This window comes from Caballeronia zhejiangensis (genome assembly GCF_022879815.1).
In the GTDB taxonomy this organism is placed as follows: Bacteria; Pseudomonadota; Gammaproteobacteria; order Burkholderiales; family Burkholderiaceae; genus Caballeronia; species Caballeronia zhejiangensis.
The window spans coordinates 637,363-660,112 of sequence record NZ_CP084285.1 but is presented as its reverse complement, the minus strand read 5'-3'; the positions used below and the strand labels follow the sequence as shown (position 1 = coordinate 660,112).

Sequence of the window (22,750 nt, the reverse complement as noted above, 5' to 3'; positions counted from 1 at the left end):
AGAATCAGCCGCGGCCGACGAACGGCATCTTGGTGGCCATCACGGTGTGGAACAGCACGTTGGCTTCGAGCGGCAGGTTCGCCATGTAGAGCACCGACTGGCCGACGATCTTCACGTCCATCATCGGTTCGATGGCGATCTCGCCGTTCGCTTGCGGCACGCCCTTCGACATGCGCTCCGACAGCTCGGTGAAAGCATTGCCGACATCGATCTGACCGACCGCGATGTCGTACTTGCGGCCATCGAGCGATGCGGTCTTCGTGAGACCTTGCACCGCGTGCTTCGTCGCCGTGTAGGCCGCCGAATTGGGGCGCGGCGCACTCGCGGAAATCGAACCGTTATTGATGATGCGGCCGCCCGTGGGCGTTTGCGCCTTCATCGTGCGGAACGCTTGCTGCAGGCAATAGAACATGCCGTTCAGATTGATATCGACGACGTTCTTCCATTGCTCGGGCGTCCAGTCCTCGAACGGTCCCGGCGGATTCGTCACGCCAGCGTTGTTGAACAGCAGATCGACGCGGCCGAAGCGCTCGACCGCCGCCTTGAAGAGCTTCTCGACCGATTGCGGATCGGAGACGTCGGTCGGCACGGCGAGCGCGCGCTCCGCTGCATTCGATTCGCCGATCACCGCGTCGAGCGGCGCGGGACGTCTTCCGGCAAGCACGACCGACCAGCCGTCGCCGAGCAAGGCCAGCGCCGCCGCACGGCCGATCCCGCTTCCCGCTCCGGTGACGATGGCGATTCGTTGAGACTGCTTGGCTGCGTCAGACATGTCGGCGTTCTCCTGTTGTCGGGCGCGCGACACTTTGCGCGCGCTTTTGGGGAGAACATTATCGACGATGATTCAGCGATTCCGCGACGCTTCCGTCGTAACGGCGCCGGCCGTCGTCTTGCTCGCGCCGCTGCCGTCGCAGAAGACGGCGGTCATCATCATCGGCACGACCTGTTTGACGACCGCCGTGCTGCCCGATTCGCGCACCTTCGCCTCGACCGTTTCCGACGCGGCGAGCACCACGACGCCATACGCGGAATCGTTGATCGGCTGGCCGCTGCCGCGCTTGAACATGTCGTCGCCGTGCTCGTAGCCCAGCACGGCATACACGCGAAAGCCGTAAGCGGTGAGCTCGCTTCCCTGGGTCGGCTTGAACGCGTTGACCGAATTCGCCTCGACGCGCATGGGGCGCGCGTCGATGGATTTATCGGCGACGAGCGGTGCGATGAAGTTGTGCGCGCTGGACTTGCAGTCGAGCTGGCTTTCGAGAGACGTGGCGGTGCACAGGCTGGGCAGCAGTCCCCCGACCACGGCAGCGATTGCGGTAAGCGTTGCGAGAGGAGCGGTTTTCATGGCAGCGTAACCAACGGTTCGTAAGGCCGGCACGGATTCCCGGGCACCCGTGCCGATGCAATAACCGAGCCAGTGGACCGGCCCGCACGTCGCGTTCGCGCTGCACATTTCCCGCAAGGGCTTGGTTTCTTCGTTGTTCGTTGACTTCTTGACCTTCGCGCTGCGCGCAATCCTCGTATCGATGCTGCGATTCCTACAATCGCTTTTGTAGTCGAGGCAAGAACAGATTCCGCGTTTCGACATACGTCGTCTGTACGAGATCCCTCAATCTTTTCCTGTCGATGCGGCGAGCGGATGACAGCGCGCGCGATGGTGTCTTCGACGCAGGAAAGCCGCGAAATCGTTATATTCGGCGCTTCGACCTTCGAGGACTCTAAATGACCGCGCTTGCCGATTTCCCCATCACCCGCAAATGGCCCGCTCAGCATCCCGAGCGCATTCAGCTCTATTCGCTGCCGACCCCCAATGGCGTGAAAGTCTCGATCATGCTCGAGGAAACCGGCCTGCCTTACGAGCCGCATCTCGTGCGCTTCGACAAGAACGATCAGATGTCGGACGAGTTCCTGTCGCTCAATCCGAACAACAAAATTCCCGCGATCATCGATCCGGACGGACCGAACGGCGAGCCGATGCCGCTCTTCGAATCCGGTGCGATTCTTGTCTATCTCGCGGCGAAGAGCGGCCAGTTGATGCCCGACGATGTGGCGAAGCGCTACGAAACGCTGCAATGGCTGATGTTCCAGATGGGCGGCGTCGGCCCGATGTTCGGGCAGGTCGGCTTCTTTCACAAGTTCGCGGGCAAGGATTACGAGGATAAGCGTCCGCGTGCGCGCTACGTCGCCGAATCGAAGCGGCTTCTTGGTGTCCTCGACAAGCGGCTCGAAGGTCGCGACTGGATCATGGGCGACGAGTACAGCATCGCGGATATCTCCACGTTTCCGTGGGTGCGCAATCTGATCGGCTTTTACGAAGCGCGCGAGCTGGTGGATTTTCACGAGTTCAAGAACGTCGAGCGCGTGCTCGACGCGTTTCTCGCGCGGCCTGCGGTGAAGCGCGGACTGGAGATTCCGAAGCGCGATTGATTGCGGGGCATCGGTCGCTTTCGTTGGGAACGCGCACGCAAAGGTTTGCGGCGCGTGACCGCGGCGCTTGTCACACAAACGTCTTCGACAATCGGTAGATTGCGCTCTCCACAAAAGTCCGATGATTGGCCGCTGCGCGCCTCCGGACTTCTCCGCGCACGTTTCTCCTCTACCGAAAATGTCAATGTTCACCGTCAAGGCGCGCCTCGCGATCGTCACGGGCGCGGTCGCCGCCGTGCTCGTTGCGGTCGGCAGCGTCGGATTATTCGGCGTCCAGCAAGGCAATGCCGCGCTACGCCACGTCTTCGAAGGGCGCGTGCAAGCCCTGCAGACCATTTCCACGATCGACGAACTCATCACGCAAAGCCAGTTCGCGATCAGCGACGCCGTGCTCGATCCATCGGCGCAAAAGACGCAAGCCGTGGTCGCATCGACGCAGCAGCGCGTCGCAAATATCGATGCCCTGCTCGGCCGCTATCTGCGCTATCCGCTCGATTCGACCGAAGCGCCGCTCGCAAGGCGCCTCGCCGCCGACTGGGCGACACTGCGCGACAAAGGCTTTCGTCCGTCGACGGATCTGCTCGCCGCCAACAATTTGGCCGAAGCACAGTGGATCGTCACGCAGCAGATCGAGCCGCAAGCGAAGCGCGTCAAGAAGGAAAGCACCGATCTGCGCGCGTTTCAGCTCACCGCCGCACAGCAGGAATACGACGACGCGCAACGCGTGAGCCGCATCGTGCAATGGAGCGTGGGCGCGTGCATCGGGGCGGGCGTGGCGCTCGTCGGCTGGCTCTGCTTTTCGTTGGCGCGCTCGCTCATGCGCCAGCTCGGCGGCGAACCGGAACTCGCGGCAAGCGTGGCGCGGCGCGTCTCGCAAGGCGATCTGCTGACCGATGTGCCCGTCGCGCGCGGCGACACGCAAAGCGTGATGTACGCGATGAGCCTGATGCGCAGCCAGCTCGCGTCGATGGTCGGCGACATCAAGCGCTCGACGCAGACCATCGGCGTCGCGGCGGCGGACATCACCGAGGGCAACCACGCGCTGTCCGCGCGCACCGAGGAACATGCGGCGAGCTTGCAGCAGACGTCGGCGAGCATGGAGCAGATCGCATCCACCGTTCGCGCGAACGCCGAGCACGCGAATCGCGCGCGCGAGTTGGCGAGGGAAGCGTCTGGGCGCGCGAAGGATGGCGAACGCGCCGTCGCCGATGCAATCGCGCGCATGATGGATTTGTCGTCGCGTTCGGCGCAGATCCGGCAGATTACGAGCGTGATCGAATCCATCGCGTTTCAGACGAATCTGCTCGCGCTGAACGCGGCGGTCGAAGCGGCGCGAGCCGGGTCGCTCGGACGTGGCTTTGCTGTCGTCGCCGAGGAAGTTCGCGCGCTCGCGCGACGCTCGTCGGCCGCGGCGAAGGAAATCTCGCAATTGACCCGCGAAGTGAATGCGCACGTCGAATCGAGCGGCTCGACGGTCATGCGCGCGGGCGCGACGCTCGCCGATCTGCTCGCTTCCGTCGACGCCGTGTCGATGCTCGTCGAAGCGATCGCGACGGCTTCGCGCGAGCAAAGCAGCGGCATCGACGAAGTGAACGACGCGGTATCGCAGATGGATCGTTTGATGCAGAAGAATGCCGCCCTCGTGAACGAAGCGGCGACGGCCGCGCACGCGCTCGACGCGCAGGCGCGCGAACTCGGGCAAACCGTCCAGGCATTCCGCATTTAGGCTTTTTTGACGCGGCCGGCGCGAATTTTTTTACCGGTTCAGAATGGGAGACGAAGCAACGCGCGAATTTCGTACGCCGGGTCAAATGCGTTACGCATCAACACGTTGGCCCGGCGATGCTCAGGATATCCACAATCTTGCCCACCGATTCTGTGGACAAGCATTCGTCCGTTCCAGCCGTCACGAGTTCGCCGAACGCATGATTTGTCAATGCGAATCTGACGATGGTGACGCCAATGGATGCCCTCCTCTACCCTTCTCGACGCCGCGCCCGGCGCCTTTCGCTGGCTGCGGCTGCCGGCATGATCTGCATGGCGGCTCACGCGCAAACGCAATGCCCCGGCTACGTCGAAACCGACGCCGGCAGCGCGTTCGATATCGCGTCGATGATTCGCGACGCCGGCTCGCCGCAATCCGCGCTCGACAAGCTGCGTAACGCGGTGGCGAAAGTGAACGCCGGCGGCGGATGCTCGATCTTTCGCGACCGCCTCGCCTGCGAGGAAACGCTCACGCTCGCAAACAAGGCGATCGTCGCGTTGCAGGCGTGCGCGTCGTCAAGGATGCCTAAAGGCACGACGCACGGCTGATGTCATCGCGCAAATAAAAAAGCGCGTGCCGCCATTTCTGGCGGCACGCGCTTCAGAGTTCGCCCGAACGTCAGTCCAGGCGGCCCGCAGGATCAGCGATCCAGGAACGGACGCAGCTTGTCGGCGCGGCTCGGATGCATGAGCTTGCGCATCGCCTTGCTCTCGATCTGGCGAATGCGCTCGCGCGTCACATCGAACTGCTTACCCAGTTCTTCGAGCGTATAGTCCGAAGCCGTGTCGATGCCAAAGCGCATGCGCAGCACCTTCGCCTCGCGCGGCGACAGCGCGTTGAGCGCATCGTCGATCGCGGCGCGCATGTTCGCGTGCACGGCGGCCTCTGCCGGGGAAGCAGCGCCCTGATCTTCGATCATGTCGCCAAGCGTTGCATCGGCATCTTCGCCGACCGGCGTTTCCAGCGACACCGGTTGCTTCGCGATCTTGAGAATGCCGCGGATCTTCTCTTCCGGCATTTCCATGCGCTCGGCCAGCACCGACGGATGCGCTTCCAGGCCCGTCTGCTGCAAGATCTCGCGCGAGATGCGGTTCAGCTTGTTGATCGTTTCGATCATGTGCACCGGCACGCGGATCGTGCGCGCCTGATCGGCGAGCGAACGCGTCACGGCCTGACGAACCCACCACGTCGCATACGTCGAGAACTTCCAGCCACGGCGATATTCGAACTTGTCCACCGCCTTCATCAGACCGATGTTGCCTTCCTGAATCAGATCCAGGAACTGCATGCCGCGATTGACGTACTTCTTCGCAATCGAGATGACGAGACGCAGGTTCGCTTCGATCATCTCGCGCTTGGCCTGACGCATCTTCAATTCGGCAGCCGTCATCTGACGGTTGATCTTCTTCAGTTGCTGCAGCGGCATCTCGACGACGCCTTCGATGTCGATGAGCTTCTGCTGCTCTGCCTGAATCGCCGGCAGGCTGCGCTCGAGCGACGCGCCGTATTGCTTCGAAGCCGCCGACGCACGTGCCGTCCATTCGAGATCGGTCTCGTGACCGACGAACGATTCGACGAACTTGTCGCGCGGCATGCCGCAACGATCCACCGCGATCTGCAACACGCGACGTTCGATGTCACGCACCTGCGCGACCTGCTGCTGAACGTTCGCGCACAGGCGGTCGATGGTCTTCGCCGTGAAGCGGATCGAACCGAGCTCGCGCTGGATTTCGGCTCGAGCCTTTTCGACAGCCTTCGCCGCAGCGGCACCCGAACCCTTAGGACTGCTCGCCTGTTCCGCCAGCTCGCGCACGCGTGCGAAGATCTCCAGACAGTCGGCCTTCAGTTGCTTCAGACGCGCTTCGTTCGATGCAGCGGAATCGCCAGCGCCATCGAGATCGTCGTCGTCGTCTTCGTCGCTGTCGGATTCGTCGGTATCCGTATCGATTTCGGCGGAGTCGGTCGTATCGGAAGCCGACATGTCTTCATCTGCCGTGTCCTCTTCCTTCAGGCCATCGACCAGTTCGTCGATCTTCAGCTCGCCCGATTCGACTTGCGCCGCGTCCGCGAGAATCGTCGCGACCGTCGACGGGCACGCCGCGATCGCCTGAATCATCTCGTGCAGCCCGTCTTCGATGCGCTTCGCAATCGCGATTTCGCCGGCGCGCGTGAGCAGCTCGGTCGCGCCCATTTCACGCATGTACATGCGAACCGGGTCGGTCGTGCGGCCGAATTCGGAATCGACGGTCGACAGCGCGTTTTCCGCTTCTTCGTCCGATTGCTCGTCCGTCACCACGCTTGGGGCGTTGTCGCTCAGCAGCAGCGTTTCGGCGTCCGGCGCCTGCTCGTAGACCGCGACACCCATATCGTGGAACGTGCTGACGACGGTTTCCATCGCCGCCGTTTCAGCGAAGTTATCCGGAAGGTGGTCGTTGATCTCGGCGTGCGTGAGATAGCCGCGCTCCTTGCCCAACTGGATGAGCGCGCGCATCTGACGCTGACGCTCTTCATTTTGTTCGGCGGTCATCGCGACATCGGGCTGTATCGTGCCGGCCTGGCCCTTCCCTTTGTTCGCCCGCCGGCCCGGTGCCTTGCGCGCCGGCGCGACGATATCCAGCTCCGAATCTTCCCGATCAAAACTTGCCATACTTTCTCCTCGACAGGTTTGCTCGGCGACGACAGATCCCCGGGAGCGAGCGTAACGGCTCGCGATGATTTCGATGACAGCTTCGACCACGGACGGCTTGCTGAAAATCGCATCGAGCAAAGCACGCAAACCGCATCCAGACGCGGTGTTTGCGTTTTCCAATCGCCCATTCAGGCGCAACCTTAGAGTATATCAGCTTTTGCTGCGACGCAGCAGCCTAATTCAAAAAAGTTTCCGGGCGCGGTCTCACGTCGATTCATCTGATGTTTTGGCCGCCCGTTCAGCACGAACTCGTACCCGGTGAATCGCGAAAATTGGTTGATGGCGCCGCACGGAGCACCGCCTGCAAAAGCGAACTCAAAGGGGCGATAGCGGACTTGTCCTTCAGCATTGGTCGCGCCACGTCCCTTGGTTTCGCAGATGGGGTCCCGCCCACGCTCTTCAAGCGGAGAAGCGCTTTGATGTCGCTCAGGCGCGCTTCGGATGCGCGCTGGAGGTCGATCGGGCCTGCGGCTAGAGGCGTCGGGAAATCGACGTGAGAGCCGAAGCGATCTTTGTCGTCGAGCAGGATGTGACCTGCCTCAAAGGCCGCAACGAAATCTTTCTGCCATGTGCCCGCATGGACGCGCGGATGCGGCTCGTCGCGATGGCAGATGACGATGGAACGGGCGTCGTCGGAGACGCGGTAGCGGCGCAAGCCGTCACGGCTGACGAATGACCGGCCGGCCAAACCGCCTACAACTTCATCTGTGCGCGCAGAAGTCGTTCGCTCGATTTGCTGCTGCACGTGGGCTTCGCGCTGGCTTCGCGCCCGATAGGCGAAGTCGACCGGGACTCGCAGAAGGGTGCGAAGGTAGCTGATCGGATGCGTTGCGCGTTGCAAGGGTGCCCAACTTGCTTCGACGACATCGGAGAGAAGCTTGCCGTGGGCTTTCGCTTCTCGCATCAGTTTGAAGATCAGGAATTCACGAAATCCCAGAGGCACGAGGCGTTGGAGATCGGCGGGAAGTCGTCCTGGTTGTCTCTTTTGAGTATTAGGGAGTAGATCCTTATATATAGCACCGTCTGCCACGGTGACAGACGGATGGCCGTCAGAAAACCCGGCTTGGGCGTCTGACGCGCTCTCCCGATGTTGAGCCGGCTTCGTAGTGGTCGCATCGGCTACGTCAACGAGTCCGAGCAAAGCGGCTGCCTTCTGCGTCAGGTGGATATATGCGCGACCAAACAGGCCGGCAGCGCCATAGCGGGTCTGAGGCGGCCGGATGATAAACCCGGCGCCCTCGAGGTCGTCCATGCTGCGATAGAAGGTCCGCATGGATTGCTGGGCCCGGCCCGTGAGCAGTTCGCGCCGCGCGAAGATGGGTGCGAACGGACGAGATGCGTCGACTGTGCGGGCCAAGGCGGCGAGCAGGGCACGCGCGCGTGCAGGCAGCGCCTTCGTGTGCGTGGCTCGATGAGCGGCCCGGAAAATGACCCAAGGCAGATTCGAACGATCACAAGCGTACTCATCGAGAGCTTCTTGATCGGCTACCGCTGAAGACGGTTCAGAGTTTTTTAGGCGAGAAAGAGCCTCGCCTGCAACGGAAAGTTGCGCGATACGCATGTCAAGTACGTCCATTTCGAAAAATGGAAGACAAATGCTTGACTGCTAATCGCGTTCCGCTAAACTTCGAGTTGCGTACTCGTGACCCGATTGGCGTCGGGAAGCGGACCGGGCGATAAGCAGTTAAGCCCGATATTCAAAAGCCTTCGGTTGGCGCCGAAGGCTTTTGTCTTTGTGGAACTTGTTCGTTACATAGCACCCTCAGGTTTGCTACTACGCTAACTCTTTGATTTGAAAAGAGGTTCTACTAGGTTCAGTGTCAACGACTTTCCGGTTCTCGTTAAGTCATTGATTTAAAAGAAAACTCTAGTAGAGCCTCAGTCTTGCTCCGATTCACTTAGTGTCTTGTTGATGAAGTCAGCAATGCGCTGTCCCCATTGCTCTGCGTCGCCCGCGTCCTTCTCGAAGAAACGAACTCCCACCACACCATTTCGCGTGGACACTTCGCAGACCTTCCTGCGCCCCGCTCGGACCACTGTTGCGCTTGGAATCACTGCGCGCGGCTTTTCCGCGACGAGGGCGACCGCCTTGTCCTGCGTAAAATTCTCGTCTTCGACCAACCGTCGGACGGCTTCGACGACCTTTTCCGCCTTGCCGGCTTCTGTTAGCGCCGCGAGCTTTTGCGCGGCATTGCTGCCGAGTCGCTCTGGCTTTTCGGCGAGTGCGGCTTTGGCTGCCTCTGGAAGGGCGTCGAATGAGAAGATTCGCGTGACGTGACTCTTGCTCAATCCGGCGCTTTCAGAAATTTCCGTGCGCGAGAGTCCGCTCAATTCCTGCAATCGTTTGAAGTTCCAATACTTCTCGAAATCCGTAAGCGATGGCGATAGCAGGTTCGAGAAGAACGCCGCGAACTCGATTTCCCCTTCTTCGATCGACGCAACGTTGGCGCGTATCGTCGATCGTCCGAGTTCCCGGTATGCAGCGACGCGGTTATGTCCCGCAACGATCTCGTAACGAGCATCCGGCAAAGCGCGCACCAGAATAGGCGTGGCGAGCGCGTGTTGTGCGAGATTGCTCTTCAACTCCTGGAACTGCTCGGCCGTGAGTTTGCGACGCCGTCCGCTGACTTCCACGAGCGCATCGAGCGGCACTTCGAGCGCCGCTCGTTCCTCGAGTTGCGACTCAAGTTCTTTGATGCGCGCCTGCGCCGTATTGATGCGATGCTGCGCATCCATCAACCGACCGGGAGACGTGCGCGGTTCCGTGCTGACTGGACGCGCTTGCGTTCCTTCTGTGGGCTTACTGCCGATGTTCGCTGTCTTGGCGAGGAGTCTGTCCCCGATGCCCATTTAATCCTCCGTCTGATTCCACGCGCGGGCGAACTGCGCGTCGAGATGCTCGGCGAGCCGGTCGAGCGGCTCTTTGAATCGGTTGTAAGCGGCCGTACTGCCGTCCGGCTTCGACAAGTCATATACCGTCGACAATTGCGCCGACGCACCTTTTGGTACGGTCGACTCCGGAATCTCGAAAGGCAGGACGCGATCGCCGTATGCTTTCTGAAGCCAACCGCGCACAACACGCGACACGTCATCCGACTTGGCTTTGGTCAGAATCACGTTCACGAAGTCGAAGCGCTTTTGCTCGAGCACGCCCGGCAGCTTCTTGGCGATATCCGCAAAGAGATGCCAGAACTGTGTCGAGCTTGCGAAATCCAGCGCCTCGGGCGGGCAGGGCAGCAGAATCGCATCCGACGCGAGCAGCGCGTTGATGGTGAGATAGCTGAGCGCCGGAGGCGTGTCGATGACGACCGCGTCGTACTCTTCCGTCAGCGGCATGAGACCTTTGCGGACGATTTCCCAGAATTCGAACGTGCTGTCGTTCAGCACCTTGGCGGGAATCTCGAACTCCGCATCGAAGAGCGATGACGAAGCCGGGATGAGATCCAAGTTATGCCAGTACGTTTCCTGCACTGCATAGTGCAGCGTCTGCTGATCGCCGTAGATCAGCGGAAGAAGGGTCTGATCGTCCGAGATTTCGGCGTCGGGCGCCCAGCCGCATAGCTGTGTCGTCGTGCCCTGCGGATCGCAGTCGATGACCAGCACTCTGCGGCCGAGCAGCGTCAGGGCCTGTGCGGCCGAGACGGCGGTTGTGGTCTTGGCGACGCCACCTTTGAAGTTCGCGACAGTCACGATCCGCCCGCGCTTGCCTTCAGGCCGGCGGGGGCGTTCTTTCGTCGCGCGGATCCATGTGAGCGCTTCTTCGAGCGTGAATTCCTTGCTGCGGCCCGCGCCCTTGGACGTGCCCGCTGGCAGCTCGCCCTTGGTCGTCAGGTACTGGAACCGCTGCTTGTCGATGCCGCAGAGCGACGCGACCTGCGCGCTCGTGAATGTTGGTGCGCTTTTGCGCGGATACGGCTCCAACATTGCATCGCGGATCTGATTGAGAATGTCAGTGGCTTGGGCGGCCACCCCCAAGAGCGTTTCGATCGAAACGGATTGATCGACTTCGGGAAGCCGAGCGCTTAGCATGGAATTCGCAGTCACTGGCGGGCCTGGGTAAGCAAATAATTCTTCGGTTTGTGGAAAACAAGCTGCAAACCGAAGAATAAACGGCGAACCGGTAAACCTCAAGTAAACTCTGAAGTGCTTGATCGCCCGCAGCGGACATTTTTACAACGCTCGACGCTCGTGTAAACGCGAAATTAGGACCGATCCGAAGGTTTTCGCGTTGACGAGATGCCGCGAATCAACTTCTCGATGCCAAGGAAACGCCCCGCGTCTTCGTTTTCCAGATACAGAGCGGTGGTCGAAACATCGGAATGGCCGAGTCCGGCGCTGACCTCGCGCAGATCCGCGCCGTGTCCGAGCGCGTGCGTCGAATGTGTGTGGCGCAGCCAATGCGTGCTCGCGCGAGTCAGGTGCCTGCCAGCGCCGGGCGCATGAGATTCCATCAATGCGGCCGCGTTCGAGAAAATCGTCTTGAAAATTTTCCCGATGCCGTCGGGCGTCAATGACTGTCCGCCGCGCGCCTGCGCGAGTATTGGCGTGCCTTCGGCGCAATCCAACGGGCGCGGCAGTCCGCGCATCGCCAGGTTTTCGATGAGCGTTTCGACGACGATCGGCGGCAAAAGCACCGTCCGCGTCGCGCCGCGGCCGCCATCGACGGCAAGCCGCCAGACCACGCCGTCCACGCCGGAAAGACGCCCGGCGCTGAGCGCGTCGGTGGTTGCGAATGCGAGTTCGGCCCGTCGCAGGCCGGTGGCGTACGCGAGAAGCAGCGCCAATTTGTCGCGATGCTCGACGAACGAGTATTCGGTCCGTTCGACCGATTGCAACACGCATTTCCACTGCGTCAGATCGAGCGACCGCGTCGCCGAATCGAATACCGGCGGCGTCGCGACACGCGCAAATCCGGCAAACGGATTGGCCGCCAGATAACCTTCGCCGACGAGCCACTCGCACATGGCGCCCAATATCGACCGGGCCGTTTCGCGGCTGCGATCGGAAAGCGGGCCGGCAAAAGGGCGCCAGTCGGCAAAACAACGCTCAGGGCGACCCTTCGCGATCCAGCGCGCCGCCGGCTGCGGAGCCGCGAGAAAGACACCGACGTACTCGGCGCAATCGGCTGCATCGAGAGACGAAATCGGCTTGCCTTTCTCGATCAACGCCCACAGCAGCAGGCGTTCCGCCTCCCGCCGATAGGCACGCCGCGTGTGCGTACTGTTTGACCGGGCCTCTAGCCAAGCGGTGATCGCGCGGATGTCCGTATCGAATCGCGGGTGCGCGTGCGCCCGATTCGACCCTTTCGATCCGTCGAGCGCCAGCGGAACCCGCAACGTTTCAAGAGGAGAAATGGCGATCGAGTCGCTTGCGTCGACGTCCGCGCTTTGCGTCGACACGACGTCTCCGGGCTGCCACTGGCGCCGAGGCACGAGCGCGGCCGGCGAAAGCGTGTGCCGGAGTGCCTCGGCGTGGAGTTGCAGCCAGTCGACCACGCGTTGCGCGCCTTTTGGACCGAGCCGTGGCACGGCCGCATACCACCGATGCCGTCGCCGCTCGATGAGTTCGATGACATCCGCGAGCGTCGAAAGTCCGGCGGCAGTCAATCGCGCGGCGACGGCCGGCTCGAACCAGCCATCGACCGGATGATCCGGACGTGGATCCTGTGCGAGCGACGCCTCCATGCGCGCGAGCGCGTCCGCCTGCCGGCGACGCAATCGGGCGTTACGCGCCGCGCGCCGATCGAGAGCAGGCGAGCTCTCGGGCGGATAAGCCTCTTCGTAAAGCGCGAGCAATTCCGATTCGCCGTACACGCCGTCCGGATCGATTCTGTCGCGGAACGCGTCGAGCGGCGGGGCGACGGCGGCGGGCGGCGGCTCGAACAGCGGGATGCTGCCGGGACGAAGCCGCAGCAGGTGAGCCGCGTCCGTGTCCCGTGCGCGGCGTGCGAGAACGGAAAGCGTGTCGCGCAGCGCCTCGATCAGCCGTCGAGTCGAGCGTACATCGGCGCTGGAATCGCCATACGATGCATGCAACTGTGCTTCGGAAACGCCGTCGAGATAACCGCGATAAAGCGCGAAGTGTTGACGCGTGAGACGGCTCGGCGCATTCGCCTGCCCCGAGTTATCTGCCAAGCGCTCTCTGGAGCGTCCTGTGTCGGCTGGCATTTATCCTTACGTTTCAGTGATTTGGGCGGAGGTTAGCAACCGACTTCGAATTTGACAAGAAAAATCGCTACATCTGATAAGTCCGATTATCAGACGCGAAGCGCAGGGCTGCGGCATCTGTAATCAACGCCCGTCCGATGCGCTTGAATGTTCACTCGCCGCGGCGCATATTTTCACAACATCCACAGCAGGTTTCCGCAGGAGAAACGAGCCGATGCTTGATCCTGTACGCCCCGCTTCGAAACCGCCCGAGCAGGACGACGCGTTCCGCCCGAGCCTCCCCGAGGTGTACGCGTCGGTTCATGTGCCCGAAACCGGCCGATGGATTCGGCGCTTCCTCGCGTTCGCGGGTCCCGGCTACATGATTTCGGTCGGCTATATGGACCCGGGCAACTGGGCAACCGACATCGCTGGCGGCTCGCGCTTCGGCTACACCTTGCTCGCCGTCATCCTGTTGTCGAACCTGATGGCGATTCTGCTTCAGGCGCTCGCCGTCCGACTGGGCGTCGCGACCGGGCGCGATCTGGCGCAAGCCTGCCGCGATCATTATTCGAAGCCGGTGAACTTCGCCCTGTGGCTCGCCTGCGAAGCGGCGATCGTCGCGTGCGATCTGGCCGAAGTGATCGGCACCGCGATCGCGCTGCAACTGCTCTTCGGCATACCGCTGATCGCGGGCGCGCTCCTGACCGCGCTCGATGCCTTCCTTCTGCTGCTTCTCATCAACAAAGGCTTCCGTCTGCTGGAAGCCTTCGTCATCGCGCTTCTGGTCGTGATTGCAAGCTGCTTCGCGTTGCAGATCGCCGCTGCCGCGCCGCCGTTCGCCGAAGTCCTGCGCGGCTTCATCCCGTCGCCGCGCATCGTCGCCGATCGCGAAATGCTGTATGTCGCCATCGGCATCCTCGGCGCGACCGTCATGCCGCACAACCTTTACCTGCATTCGTCGATCGTGCAGACGCGCGCGTATGGCAAGTCCGTCACGGCCCGGCGCGCTGCGATTCGCTGGGCGACGATTGACAGCACCATCGCGCTGACGCTCGCGCTTTTCATCAACGCGGCGATCCTGATCGTCGCCGCCGCGGTGTTTCACGCGAACGGTCACGACGAGGTCGCGGAAATCGGCGATGCGTTCCGCCTGCTTTCGCCGCTCCTCGGCCTGAGCATCGCATCGACGCTCTTCGCGGTGGCATTGCTCGCGTCGGGCCTGAACTCGACCGTGACCGCGACGCTCGCCGGCCAGATCGTGATGGAAGGTTTTCTGCGCCTGCGCATACCGAACTGGGCGCGGCGTCTCATCACGCGCGCGATCGCCATCGTTCCCGTGATCGTCGTGACGGCGATCTACGGCGAAAAGGGCACCGGCCAGTTGCTCGTGCTGAGCCAGGTCATTTTGTCGATGCAACTGCCATTCGCCGTCATTCCGCTGGTGCGCTTCGTATCGGACCGGCGAAAAATGGGCGTCTTCGCGATTTCGCGCTGGACGAGCGCGCTGGCGTGGCTCGTCGCGGCCGTGATCGTCGCGCTCAACGTGAAGCTGCTCGCGGACACGCTGACGTCGTAAGCGCAAGAACAACTTCTATATATAAGGAGACGCAGATATGAGCGGCAGCTTCATCGACATCACGCTTCGCGACGGCACGATCATTCCGGCTTACGTCACGCAGCCCGCGAAAGGTTCGGGACCGGGCATCGTGTTGCTGCACGACGCGGCCGGCCTCGACGAATTCGTCATGCGCTCCGCCGATCTGTACGCCGAAGAAGGGTACGTCGTGATCGCGCCGCAACTTCCCGGGCACGATCCGCAACCCGGCGGTATCGCCGCGGACAATTTCGCGGCGCTCGTCGATGCCCTGCGCGCGTTGCCGCAGCACGCCGGCAAAGTGGGCGTGATCGGGTACGGGCGCGGCGGCCGCTTCGCGACGCGCATCGCCGCGCAGGCCGACGTCGATTGCGCCGCCTGCTACTACGCGGACGATTTCAGCGCCTGTCTCGCCGATATCCCGACGATCCGCTGCCCGATGGTCTTCCACTTCGCCGAGCGCGCGGCGCACGATGCGCGCGAAGTCGAGTCGGCGCTCACGGGCAGACCGCACATCGAACGCTATGTTTATCCGGGCGCGTCGGCGGGCTTCATCGTTTCGGATTCCGCGCACTACGACAAACCCGCCGCGCTGATGGCGTACTCACGCACGCTTTCGATGTTGCGCAAGGTGCTCGGTCCGCACTTCGATCTGAATCACTTGTGGGAGCAGCACTGCTATTTCGAATTCGCCACGCGCGACGTCGACGCCGTCATGCCGACGATGGTCGCCGAGCCATACGTGAACCACGTCCCGACGATGACAGGCGGCGTTGGGCACGATCAGTTGAAGCGTTTCTATCGATATCACTTCGTCCACTCGAATCCCGCCGATACGAAGCTGATTCCGGTATCGCGCACGATCGGCGCGGATCGCGTCGTCGACGAATTCGTGTTCTGTGCGACGCATAGTTGCGAAATCGACTGGCTGCTGCCCGGCCTCGCGCCGACGGGAAAATACTTCGAGGTTCCGATGCTAGCCGTTATCCGCTTTCGCGGCGACAAGCTCTACAACGAGCATATCTACTGGGATCAGGCTTCGGTGCTGGTGCAGATCGGTGTGCTGAACCCCGAAGGGCTGCCGGTCGCGGGCCGGCGAACGGCCGAAAAGTTGATCGACGAAACATTGCCGAGCAACGCGTTGATGCCCAATTGGGCATCGAGCGAGGGCAAGCCCATCTGAAGCGGCAAGCGATCAAGCGGACATTGCTGACGCGCAATGCGTGGACTACTCTGAGCAAAAACGTTGACGAGAAGCAGCAATCAGCGGGCCGATCATCGTCGCAACGATGCGAAGCACTGCTGATAAAAATGAAATCGTCAGCGGAGCCGGAGAACCCATGCGCCGCTTTTCGCTTCCGATGCGATCGACGCCGCTCGCTCATGCGTTATCGCTTGCGTTCGGCGTGTCCTGTCTCGTTCGCGTGGCGCCCGCTGTCGCCGGGTGCGACAGGACTGCGCCGCAGTCCAATCAGACCGCGACTTGCGATACACGCTCGCCCAATCCTTCGAACGTATCGGTCATCGCGGTGCCGGGCAGCGTCAACGTGACGATCAATGTGTTGACGGGCGTCGAACTCGACATTGCCGGCAACGGGCTATTCGTGCGCAACACCAGCACGGCGACCAACGAGGGCACGTTGCAAATCACAGGTGACGGTTCCGACGCCATGACGTCGCAAAGCGCGACGACCGGGCGCAACACGCTCGTCAATCGCGGCGCGATCTTCACGGTCGGCACGAATTCGGAAGCGATGTTCAACAACGCCGCCGCCGTCACGATGCGCAACGAGGCAGGCGGCACGCTCACGACGAGCGGTGCAAGCGCTTCGGCGATGAACGACTTCGCCAGTCCGGGCGGCGGCACGTTGGTCAACGATGGCGCGATCGCGACGAGCGGGGCGGGTTCTCATGGCATGGCGGCGCGAACCAGCGGCGACACGCTCGTGAACAATGGCGCCATCACGACGACCGGCGCGAGCGCAAACGGCATGTTCGTGGCCGGTACACCGGGCCAGAACGTCGTGACCAACAACGGCACCATCGACGTGTCGGGCAACAACGCGTCCGGCATCGTTTCGCAGGATGCGACGCCCGGCGCGATCACCAACACAGGATCGATCGTCGCGCGTGGCGCGGGCGGGGCGGGCGTGTCGCTCGCGAATGCGGCGTCCGTCACGAATGCGGCGGGCGCGAGCATCGTCAGCCAGCAGGCGGGCGGCATCGTCGCGAATCGGGGTGGCGCGATCGACAACGCCGGCACGGTTCAGGGCGCGACCGGCGTGACGATTGCCAATGGCGCAGAAACGATCGGCAACAGCGGCGCGATTCGCGGCACGAGCGCGGAGGCGATTGCCGCGACCGGCAAGATCAACGTGTCGATCATCAATAGCGGGACCATTGCGGGGGGCGCGGGCGTCGCCGTACGCACCGATACCGGTAACGATACTTTCGACATGAACGGCGGCGTCGTCACCGGACAGATTCGCCAGGGCGACGGCGCCGACACCGCCACGATGACAGGCGGACAGATCGATTCCATCGATCAGGGCGACGGGCGCGACACGTTCTCGATATCGGGCGGGCGCGTGCTTGGCACGCTCGCGAACGGCGACGTCGTGAAGATCACTGGCGGGCGCCTCGCAACGGTGGATTTGAATGTCGGAAACAACGTGTTCGACATGTCGGGCGGACAGGTCGACGGCAACGTGACCGCCGCGCAGAACGACGACACGTTCACGCTGTCGGGCGGGACGATCGGCGGACGCGTCGATCTCGGCAGCGGCACGAACTCGCTGGCGATCGCGGGCGGCTCGATCGGGCAAGGAGTGACGACGACTTTCGGCGTCGATACGCTGATCTGGAGCGGCGGCACGATCGCCGGGCCGGTGTCGCTCGGAGCGGGCAACGATTCGGCGGTGATCCGCAATCTGAACGACGCGACGCTCGCCGCGACCACGAGCTTCGATGGCGGTGCGAGCAGCGATTCGCTCACGTTCGACAACGTGCAGGCAAGCGGCCTCGCGCGCTTTTCGAATTGGGAGACGGTGAGCGCGTCGAACAATACGCAACTCACATTCGACGCGAAAGGTCTGACGCTCGGCGATGCCGCGACCGGAACCGGCGCGCTCAATCTCGACGCGACGAGCACGATTTTCGCGGGCGGCATCGGACGCACGTCGATACAGCCGGCGATCGCGGGGCGACTTGTCGCGCTGAACAACGCGGGCACGATTGATCTGACGAACGGCGGTTCGAGCACGAGCGATGCGTTCGTGGTGAACGGCAACTACACCGGCAACGACGGACGGCTTCTCGTGCAGAGCGTGCTCGGCGCGGACGGCGCGCCGAGCGACCGGCTCGTGATCGCACAAGGCGCGGGTGCGGGAACGACGTCGATCGGCGTGACGAATGTCGGCGGCATCGGCGGGCTGACGGTGAACGACGGCATTCTGGTCGTGCAGGCGACGAACGGGGCGACGACGTCGGCGGGGGCGTTTTCGCTCGCACGTCCGCTGGAGGTGGGCGCTTACAGGTATTTCCTGTTCAAGGGCGGTGTGAGTGACGGAACGGCGGACAACTGGTATCTGCGTTCGAGCGTGCCGCCCGCGCCTGCTGTGCCTGTGCCTGTGCCTGTGCCGACGCCGACGCCGACGCCTGCACCGGTTCCAACGCCAACGCCGACACCAACGCCGACGCCGACGCCGGTGCCTGCACCGGTTCCAACGCCGACGCCAACGCCAACGCCAACGCCAACGCCAACGCCAACGCCAACGCCAACGCCAACGCCAACGCCAACGCCGACGCCAACGCCAACGCCAACGCCGACGCCGACGCCGACGCCGCCGTCCCCACCAACACTGACGCCGGCTCCGACGCCCACGCCCACGCCAAGTCCAACACCGACGCCAACGCCAGCCCCAACGCCCGAACCCATACCAACCGCCGCCGCGGGTACACCACCGCTGCCGCCGCCACCGCCGCCCGGCGCGGCGCCGATCCCGCTCTATCGGATGGAAGTGCCCGTCTACGCAGAGCTGTCGCCGATCGTCCGCGAACTCGCGATCCAGCAGATCGGCACATTCCACGAACGTCAGGGCGAGCAGTCGCTGCTGACGGAAACCGGCGCGCTGCCCGCCGCGTGGTCGCGCGTTTGGGGCGGCCACGCGACCCAGCACAACAGCGGCGCGGCCGATCCCGAATTCAGCGGCGGCATCGGCGGCCTGCAGGTCGGCCACGATATCCATGCCGATGCGACGCCGGCCGGTCATCGAAATCACTACGGCTTCTTCCTCGGCTTCGCGCGCGCGAGCGGCGACGTCGACGGTTTTGCACTCGGCTTTCCGAACTCGAGCGTCGGCCACCTGTCGATCAACGCGTACAGCGCGGGGCTGTACTGGACGCACATCGGCCCGGGCGGCTGGTACACCGACGCCGTGCTGCTCGGCAGTTCGCTCACCGCCGATCCGCAATCGAACCGCGGCGTCGGCGCGACGACGCACGGCAGCGCGTTCGCCGCATCGGTCGAAGCGGGTCTGCCGATTCCGCTATCGGCCCGCCTCGCGATCGAACCGCAAGCGCAACTCATCTGGCAACACGCGAATCTCCACGACATCGACGACGGCATTTCGTCCGTGTCCTTCGACCAAGCGAGCGGCTTCGTCGGCCGGCTCGGCGTGCGCCTCTACGGTCATTTCGATGCGGCCCGCACGACCTTCGAGCCGTATGTGACCGCGAACCTGTGGCGCTACTTCGGCGCGACGGACACCACGACGTTCGCGGGCACGACCGTCATTCCGACGAACGTCTCCGCGACGACCGCGCAATTCGGCGCGGGCATCGTCGCGAAAGTGAGCGCGCGCGGCAGTCTCTTCGCGAACCTCGTCTATTCGACGAACATCGGCGGTTCGCATCGCGATTCCATCGGCGGAGGATTGGGCGTGCGCTGGAAGTGGTGACGCGTTGCATACTGTGGTCACGCGAAAAAAACTGGAGACGAGCATGACCGCTGCGCCGCATTGCCCATTCCACGTCAAAGCACCGAACGGCTGCCCGATCAGCGCGGGCGCGGCCGAGTTCGATCCGTTCGGCGACGGCTATCAGCAAGACCCGCCCGAATACGTGCGATGGGCGCGCGAACAGGAACCGGTGTTCTACAGCCCGAAGCTCGGCTATTGGGTCGTCACGCGCTACGACGACATCAAGGCGATTTTCCGCGACAACATCACGTTCAGTCCGTCGATCGCGCTCGAGAAAATCACGCCGACCGGCCCGGAAGCGAACGCGGTGCTCGCGTCCTACGGATTCGCGCTGAACCGCACGCTCGTCAACGAGGACGAGCCCGCGCACATGCCGCGCCGCCGCGCGCTGATGGATCCGTTCACGCCCGAAGCGCTCGCGCATCACGAGCCGATGGTGCGTGCGCTCGCGCGCGAGTACGTCGATCGCTTCATCGACGATGGCCGCGCCGATCTCGTCGATCAGATGTTGTGGGAAGTGCCGCTCACCGTCGCCCTGCATTTTCTTGGCGTGCCCGAAGAAGACATGGACACGCTGCGCCGCTATTCGATTGCGCACACGGTCAACACATGGGGACGGCCGAAGCCCGAGGAACAGGTCGAAGTCGCGCACGCGGTCGGCAAGTTCTGGCAATACGCGGGCAAGGTGCTCGACAAGATGCGCGAAGATCCGTCCGGCCCCGGCTGGATGCAATACGGCATCCGCAAGCAGAAGGAGCTGCCCGAAGTCGTCACCGACTCTTATCTGCATTCGATGATGATGGCGGGCATCGTCGCCGCGCACGAGACGACGGCCAACGCGACCGCGAACGCGATGAAACTGCTGCTGCAACACCCCGACGCCTGGCGCGACATCTGCGACGACCCGAGCCTGATTCCCAACGCAGTCGAAGAGTGCTTGCGGCATAACGGCTCGGTCGCTGCATGGCGACGGCTCGCGACGAAGGACGTGACGATCGGCGGCATCGAGATCGCGGCGGGATCGAAGCTGTTGATCGTGACGTCGTCGGCGAATCACGATCAACATCAGTTCGCCGATGCCGATCTTTTCGACATCCGCCGCGAAAACGCCAGCGATCAGCTGACGTTCGGCTATGGCGCGCATCAGTGCATGGGCAAGAATCTCGCGCGCATGGAGATGCAGGTTTTTCTCGACGAGCTCACGCGCCGTCTGCCGCACATGCGCCTCGCCGAACAACGCTTCACGTATGTGCCGAACACGTCGTTTCGCGGGCCGGAGCATCTATATGTGGAATGGGATCCGGCGATGAATCCCGAGCGCGCCGATTCATCGGTGCGCGAGCCGCGCGCGGTCGTGCGGATCGGCGAGCCGTCGTCGCATGCGGTGAGCCGCGCGGTGATCGTCGATTCGGTCGAGACATGCGCGGATCGCATCGTGCGCGTGCGGCTCGTGTCGGCGAACGGACGCGATCTGCCGCGCTGGACGGCGGGCTCGCATATCGATGTCGTGTGCGGCGAGACCGGCATCTCGCGCCAGTATTCGCTGTGCGGCGATCCCGCCGACGCCCGCGCGTTCGAAATCGCCGTGCTGCGCGAGAGCGAGAGCCGTGGCGGTTCGGCGTGGGTGCACGAGAACGTGAAGCCGGGCGCGCACTGGCGCATACGCGGCCCGCGCAATCACTTTCGTCTCGACGAGACCGCCAAGAAGCTCGTGCTGATCGCGGGCGGCATCGGCATTACGCCGATCAGCTCCATGGCGCGTCGCGCGCGTTCGCTCGGCATCGACTACGAAGTGCACTACAGCGGACGCTCGCGCGCGTCCATGGCCCTTCTCGTTGAAATGCGCGCGCTGCACGGCGAGCGTCTGCGCGCGTACGTCTCGGAAGAGGGTGTGCGCAACGACTTCGCCGCGCTCGCCGTGGAGGAGGGCACGCGCGTTTATGCGTGCGGCCCGGCGCGGATGCTCGACGCGCTCGCCGACGCGAGCGCGTCGTGGCCCGAAGACGCGCTTCGAATCGAGCATTTCGAATCGAAGATCGGCACGCTCGATCCCGAAAAGGAACGCGCGTTCGAAGTCGAACTGAAGGATTCCGGCCTCGTCCTGACCGTCCCGGCCGATCAGACACTGCTCACGACGCTCAGACGCGCGAACGTCGATGTTCAGAGCGACTGCGAAGAAGGGCTGTGCGGATCGTGCGAGGTGCGCGTGCTGGAAGGCGAGATCGATCACCGCGACGTGGTGCTGACCCGGGGCGAACGCCAGTCGAACAATCGCATGATGACGTGCTGTTCGCGCGCGAAGGGCAAAAGGCTCGTTCTGGCGCTGTGAAGGTTTGGCCGAACGTCGGGCGGCTTTTGCTGCCGCCCGGCACAATTACTTTTTGTTGACGGATGTCAAAATGCCGCAGCAATTGGCAATCGATTAATGGCTCGCACTTTCATCATGGCGTCATATGTGTCCGAATAACCACGTCGATTAAAGATCGAATGGTTATACCCAGTAGTTAATTCGAATATAACGTTAAAGACGGCGCAAACCTTTTCAATGTAGCGCATGCTTCAAATGCCGGGCTTAGGTATTACCTAATTACCTGAATTCGCGCAAAGTGATCATACAACCGCGCAATTTTCACCGTAATATAGGATGATTATTGAACGTGCGTTCGAGTAATTCGCGAATTTCTTACATGAAAGATAAGCGGTTTTTCCGCGATCTAGGGTTTTTACCTACTAATATGAAATTTTTTACGCATGTTTTGCGTTTAGAATTGTTACTAATTTGGTGCGTCGCACAAGCACGCACGACCGAATAACTTCCGATAAACCTTGCTGCACGACTGCGCGAAATTCGCGCGGTGGAATTGCGTCTGCGCGATTTGCGCGGCAAGGCGAAAGAGAAGGGCGGTGCTGAACCTGAGAGATTTTATTAAAGGCCCATATAAATGGACCACGCAATTGGCTGCACGTTTGCCGCATCCCGTTCGGGATTTTCTATGCGGAAGAGACCGCGTCCTTCAGGCGAGGTCATCCCGCAGTCGGCGCGACGCCCTTTGAAAGTCGCTCGCTCAAGCATCGGACGGTCGGACATCGCTCCGCAATCGACGCTGCGCATCAATCGCCCGGGTTCGAATCGAACTCACCGAATCC

General features: G+C 62.6%; 14 protein-coding genes. 7 read left to right on the top strand and 7 right to left on the bottom strand.

Annotated elements, in window-relative coordinates; translation table 11 throughout:
• Positions 1-4: 4 nt before the first annotated feature.
• Together LDZ23_RS24140 and LDZ23_RS24135 are read right to left on the bottom strand one after the other, a co-directional pair.
• Positions 5-772, bottom strand: coding sequence for an SDR family oxidoreductase (locus LDZ23_RS24140; protein ID WP_008347148.1), 768 nt, complete (start codon positions 770-772; stop codon positions 5-7).
• A gap of 72 nt (positions 773-844) precedes the next feature.
• Entirely contained in the window at positions 845-1,588 is a 744-nt protein-coding gene (locus tag LDZ23_RS24135; RefSeq protein WP_326929430.1) for a hypothetical protein, read from the bottom strand.
• A gap of 134 nt (positions 1,589-1,722) precedes the next feature.
• Here LDZ23_RS24135 and LDZ23_RS24130 point away from each other — a divergent pair, with 134 nt between their 5' ends.
• The 3 genes from LDZ23_RS24130 (at position 1,723) to LDZ23_RS24120 (ending at position 4,740) form a co-directional block, all read left to right on the top strand.
• Positions 1,723-2,427, top strand: coding sequence for a glutathione S-transferase N-terminal domain-containing protein (locus LDZ23_RS24130; protein WP_008347144.1), 705 nt, complete (start codon positions 1,723-1,725; stop codon positions 2,425-2,427).
• A 178-nt stretch (positions 2,428-2,605) separates the two neighbouring features.
• The gene (locus LDZ23_RS24125; RefSeq protein ID WP_244808241.1) at positions 2,606-4,153 is read left to right on the top strand and encodes a methyl-accepting chemotaxis protein; all 1,548 of its coding nucleotides are present in this window, start codon (positions 2,606-2,608) and stop codon (positions 4,151-4,153) included.
• A 236-nt stretch (positions 4,154-4,389) separates the two neighbouring features.
• A complete protein-coding gene (locus LDZ23_RS24120) occupies positions 4,390-4,740 on the top strand; it encodes a hypothetical protein (protein WP_033535867.1) in 351 nt (116 codons plus the stop codon).
• A 92-nt stretch (positions 4,741-4,832) separates the two neighbouring features.
• On the opposite strand, the gene rpoD is transcribed toward LDZ23_RS24120, so the two are convergent.
• The 5 genes from rpoD to LDZ23_RS24095 form a co-directional block, all read right to left on the bottom strand.
• The gene (gene rpoD / locus LDZ23_RS24115) at positions 4,833-6,839 is read right to left on the bottom strand and encodes an RNA polymerase sigma factor RpoD (protein WP_034472225.1); all 2,007 of its coding nucleotides are present in this window, start codon (positions 6,837-6,839) and stop codon (positions 4,833-4,835) included.
• Between the two features lie 280 nt (positions 6,840-7,119).
• Positions 7,120-8,442 carry a replication protein O gene (locus tag LDZ23_RS24110; protein WP_235366165.1) on the bottom strand — a complete coding sequence of 441 codons (1,323 nt, stop codon included), beginning with the start codon at positions 8,440-8,442 and terminating at the stop codon, positions 7,120-7,122.
• Between the two features lie 317 nt (positions 8,443-8,759).
• Positions 8,760-9,731 (bottom strand): ParB/RepB/Spo0J family partition protein, encoded by a 972-nt coding sequence (locus LDZ23_RS24105; protein ID WP_244808240.1) that lies wholly within the window; start codon positions 9,729-9,731, stop codon positions 8,760-8,762.
• The gene (locus LDZ23_RS24100; RefSeq protein ID WP_008347131.1) at positions 9,732-10,910 is read right to left on the bottom strand and encodes a ParA family protein; all 1,179 of its coding nucleotides are present in this window, start codon (positions 10,908-10,910) and stop codon (positions 9,732-9,734) included.
• Between the two features lie 173 nt (positions 10,911-11,083).
• Positions 11,084-12,565 carry a site-specific integrase gene (locus LDZ23_RS24095; RefSeq protein WP_244808268.1) on the bottom strand — a complete coding sequence of 494 codons (1,482 nt, stop codon included), beginning with the start codon at positions 12,563-12,565 and terminating at the stop codon, positions 11,084-11,086.
• Between the two features lie 697 nt (positions 12,566-13,262).
• On the opposite strand from LDZ23_RS24095, the gene LDZ23_RS24090 reads away from it, so the two are divergent.
• From LDZ23_RS24090 to LDZ23_RS24075, 4 genes are all read left to right on the top strand, one after another.
• On the top strand, positions 13,263-14,606 hold the full coding sequence (locus LDZ23_RS24090) for an Nramp family divalent metal transporter (protein WP_008347129.1): 1,344 nt from the start codon (positions 13,263-13,265) through the stop codon (positions 14,604-14,606).
• A gap of 37 nt (positions 14,607-14,643) precedes the next feature.
• Positions 14,644-15,807: an alpha/beta fold hydrolase gene (locus tag LDZ23_RS24085; protein ID WP_008347128.1), complete on the top strand. Its 1,164-nt coding sequence runs from the start codon at positions 14,644-14,646 to the stop codon at positions 15,805-15,807.
• A gap of 157 nt (positions 15,808-15,964) precedes the next feature.
• Complete coding sequence (locus LDZ23_RS24080; RefSeq protein ID WP_244808239.1) at positions 15,965-19,582, top strand: autotransporter family protein; 3,618 nt, start codon at positions 15,965-15,967, stop codon at positions 19,580-19,582.
• A 43-nt stretch (positions 19,583-19,625) separates the two neighbouring features.
• Positions 19,626-21,932, top strand: coding sequence for a cytochrome P450/oxidoreductase (locus LDZ23_RS24075; RefSeq protein ID WP_034474604.1), 2,307 nt, complete (start codon positions 19,626-19,628; stop codon positions 21,930-21,932).
• Positions 21,933-22,750: the final 818 nt, after the last annotated feature.

Excerpts from the sequence above, each read along its gene's own strand:
- LDZ23_RS24105 (WP_244808240.1), bottom strand. The coding sequence starts at position 9,731 with ATGGGCATCGGGGACAGACTCCTCGCCAAGACAGCGAACATCGGCAGT.
- LDZ23_RS24100 (WP_008347131.1), bottom strand. The coding sequence starts at position 10,910 with ATGCTAAGCGCTCGGCTTCCCGAAGTCGATCAATCCGTTTCGATCGAA.
- LDZ23_RS24090 (WP_008347129.1), top strand. The coding sequence starts at position 13,263 with ATGCTTGATCCTGTACGCCCCGCTTCGAAACCGCCCGAGCAGGACGAC.
- LDZ23_RS24125 (WP_244808241.1), top strand. The coding sequence starts at position 2,606 with ATGTCAATGTTCACCGTCAAGGCGCGCCTCGCGATCGTCACGGGCGCG.
- LDZ23_RS24085 (WP_008347128.1), top strand. The coding sequence starts at position 14,644 with ATGAGCGGCAGCTTCATCGACATCACGCTTCGCGACGGCACGATCATT.
- LDZ23_RS24095 (WP_244808268.1), bottom strand. The coding sequence starts at position 12,565 with ATGGAGGCGTCGCTCGCACAGGATCCACGTCCGGATCATCCGGTCGAT.
- LDZ23_RS24110 (WP_235366165.1), bottom strand. The coding sequence starts at position 8,442 with ATGCGTATCGCGCAACTTTCCGTTGCAGGCGAGGCTCTTTCTCGCCTA.
- rpoD (WP_034472225.1), bottom strand. The coding sequence starts at position 6,839 with ATGGCAAGTTTTGATCGGGAAGATTCGGAGCTGGATATCGTCGCGCCG.
- LDZ23_RS24075 (WP_034474604.1), top strand. The coding sequence starts at position 19,626 with ATGACCGCTGCGCCGCATTGCCCATTCCACGTCAAAGCACCGAACGGC.
- LDZ23_RS24120 (WP_033535867.1), top strand. The coding sequence starts at position 4,390 with ATGGATGCCCTCCTCTACCCTTCTCGACGCCGCGCCCGGCGCCTTTCG.
- LDZ23_RS24135 (WP_326929430.1), bottom strand. The coding sequence starts at position 1,588 with ATGTCGAAACGCGGAATCTGTTCTTGCCTCGACTACAAAAGCGATTGT.
- LDZ23_RS24130 (WP_008347144.1), top strand. The coding sequence starts at position 1,723 with ATGACCGCGCTTGCCGATTTCCCCATCACCCGCAAATGGCCCGCTCAG.
- LDZ23_RS24140 (WP_008347148.1), bottom strand. The coding sequence starts at position 772 with ATGTCTGACGCAGCCAAGCAGTCTCAACGAATCGCCATCGTCACCGGA.
- LDZ23_RS24080 (WP_244808239.1), top strand. The coding sequence starts at position 15,965 with ATGCGCCGCTTTTCGCTTCCGATGCGATCGACGCCGCTCGCTCATGCG.